This window comes from Candidatus Megaera venefica, from assembly GCF_034554655.1.
Taxonomy (GTDB): Bacteria; Pseudomonadota; Alphaproteobacteria; order Rickettsiales; family Rickettsiaceae; genus Megaera_A; species Megaera_A venefica.
In genome coordinates this window covers 1-3,058 of record NZ_JARJFB010000177.1, presented here as the reverse complement: position 1 = coordinate 3,058, position 3,058 = coordinate 1, and the positions used below count along the sequence as shown (strand labels likewise).

The 3,058-nt window shown below is 37.6% G+C and carries 2 protein-coding genes; both read left to right on the top strand.

All coding sequences use genetic code 11. The annotated features are described in order from the left end of the window. Positions 1-198, top strand: a 198-nt coding sequence (locus Megvenef_RS08330; RefSeq protein WP_322777479.1) for a DUF2671 domain-containing protein, incomplete at its 5' end; no start/stop codon positions are given. Positions 199-707: 509 nt separating this feature from the next. Next, positions 708-3,058, top strand: a 2,351-nt coding sequence (locus Megvenef_RS08325) for a pentapeptide repeat-containing protein (protein ID WP_322777478.1), incomplete at its 3' end; no start/stop codon positions are given.

Here is a 3,058-nt window from a genome sequence, read left to right as displayed (position 1 = left end):
TCAACAAATGACAATTTTTCTGATATAAAATACATTTGTGGCTCTACATCACTTATCGTAGAATCTTTACAAAAAGGCCTTGATATAGCTCAGCTTCCAAACGGAGATGTAATCGTAACTGAGGTAAAAACTGTCAATACCCACTATAGCTGGGATAAAAACAAGCAAAGAATGGTTAAAATTAGCCAAACCCAATAACGTAGTTTTTTTATTTGGTAATACGATCTTCATGCTGGGTTTTGGTCCGCAGATCTCCTTATCTACTACCGTCATGCTGAATTTGATTCAGCATCGTCTTCTATCTTGTGAGATTCTGGGCCAGAGACAGGCACAAGCCCATAATAAATTCAGGATGACTTTGTTTCTTTAGTTAAATCGTCGTGCTGGGCTTGATCCGGTATCCATCGCTGTGTCCTGAGATCATGAAACAAGTTCAGGATGACGACCTACATTTGTTTCCTGAGATCCTCAAGTACAAGATCAGGATTTTAGGGTTTTGTTCTAATTTAATACTAAAATATTCACCTCTCATATCAAACTCTGGTTAAGTTTGATGTATCAAAATTGTCTTATCTAGTTGTCAAAAGGCATCGTCTTATAATTAATATTTTCAATTGGCCTAAAATACTCTTAATTAGTTATCTCTTGTATAAAATATTTTATACAATAGTTTAGTATAAATAAATAGGCTAAGCGGAGAGTTAATAATGTCTAAATCCCCCCAAGAATCTGAATCAACAGGAATAAAACCAATAGATATTTCCGTTGGAATCAAACGACACGTTATGGATGATGGTGATTTGCAAGAGTTTATGGATGCTAGGAAAAAAGGAGATTCAATTGCTCAAGGCTCTTTGGTGGAATATGTTAAAGAGAAATTCTACAAAGGTCAAGACGTAGTAGTGGTCCCAGATCTATCAGGTCAGCATATTGAAATTGTACAAGATTTAAGCGGAGTAGATTTTTCAGGGGTAAAACTGACTGGGGCGCATTTTCAGTTTTGTAACCTAGAAGGAGCAGTTTTTTGTGATGCAGATTTATCAAAAGTTACATTTTTTGACTGTGAAATGTCTGGTGCTGATATGCGAGGTGCTGACTTAAGCTTTTGTAAAATGTCTGGGTTTGGAGAAAAGTGGAATGCTTACGAACAAGAAGTAAATAAGGCAAAAAAAGATCATCTTCCAGTTCCTGACATGCCTGAAGAATTGGCAAAGCATTATAAAGATGTAAGATTCAGCTCTACTGCCGACTTGATGAGTTTGTATGGTGATATCAATAGGGTAATTTTAAGCGATGCTGAAAAAGAATTTAATAAAGAAAAGCAAGGGAAACTAGTCCTTAAAGATAAAGAAATAGCAAAAGCATATGAAGGCCTCAGTTATGTGCAAGCCGGGTATGTTCGAACTGGATTTGAGTCAGGTAATGAGAAATATGACAAATTAGTTAGAGAACGTGCCGAAATAGATAGAAGTGTTTTAGATAAAGAAACAGTAAAATATATAATAGATCCAAGCTTTGTATATATCCCTAAAAATCCAGAAAGTTTTGATCCTGGATACGTTAGAGGAAGTAGTAAAAAAGAAAGAGAGCAAGAAAAGCAATATATTGAATTAGATAGAGGGGACGTTGAGGCTTACCTAGTAGCGCTAAAATCAACCCCAGACTTAACGCTCAATGATTTTGCTAAATCAAAGGCGGCTGAAAAAGGGATTGAGCTACATGAAGGATCAAAACCAGTAGCCTATGCTAAATATGGAACAGATTTGTCAAACCTAGATTTTACTGGTGCCAACTTACAAGAAGCTTGTTTTGCAGGGGCGGCCTTTAGAGGGTGTAATTTTACTGGAGCTAACCTGAACAAATCTATATTCGAATCTGCTGTTGTCACAGGAGCAACTTTTAAGAATACACGAGCAGAAGACGCGAACTTTTTTCAATGCTTCTTGGATAAATCTACAGTTGTTGATAGTAGTTTTAAACGTGCGTTTATGAGGGGATCAGAAGCTACTGGTATGCAGGTAAGCCACTCTAATTTTGATTATTCTAATATTAGAAATGGTAAATGGGATGGTGTTAACATTCAAGATGCCACATTTAATTATGCTGATTTAGAAGGAGTTTCGCTAGCGAACGCTAAGCTGAGTCAAGTTAAAATGCAGCATGCAATGCTTGAAAAAGCAATATTAGATAATTGCGAAATCATCAAATCTGACTTAACCGGTTCATTTCTTGAAGGAGCTAAGGTCAGAAAAGCAAAAATTCAAGATACAGTACTTAAGGACGTTGATGCAAGAGGGATTGATTTAACCGAAACTGAGATCGATAAGCTTTGTAAACTCGAAGGTGCTGCGCTTGATGATGCAATAATGAAAATGGTTAAGGCGGATGGGGTTAATTTCGTTGGGGCTCATATGGATGGCGCGAATCTAGAGCATGCTCAGATGAAAGAAGCTGTTCTGGAAGGGGTGAGTATGAAATTTGCTAACCTTGAAGGTGCTGTACTTGAAGGTGCTAGGGCTAATGGGGTTGATTTGACTGGTGCAAAATTGACTGACATAAATGCAAAAAAAGGACAATTTAAAGAAGCAATTTTAGAAGGTATAGAAGGCGAAAGAGCGAATTTTACAGAAGCGGTTATGGAGGGTGCAAACCTTAGGGGAGCTAAAGTAAAAGAAGCAATAATGGAAAAAGTCAACTTGAAGAAGGCTGACTTGCGTGATGCTGAGCTGCAAAAAGTAAACTTTAAAGATGCTGAAGTGGATGGTCTTAAAATTAATGCAGGGACCGATATTCATGAGGCGGAGATTACTGGAGTAAAAGGTACTGCCGTTCACGAAGGTGTGGATGGTGTAAAAGAACCAATGAAGCTCGAGCAGAAAAAGGAAATTGATGCGCAAGTTCATGCTGCAGAAGGTAAAGGTTTTTTCTCAAAATTAGCCGGTAATGTACTAAAAGGTATTGGAGGTGGGTGTAAAAAAGTTGCGGATTTTATTAGGCAGCCAATTAGTACAAAATGGGGGCGAATAATTGGTGCAGTAGCGGGAGCTCTAATTGTTGG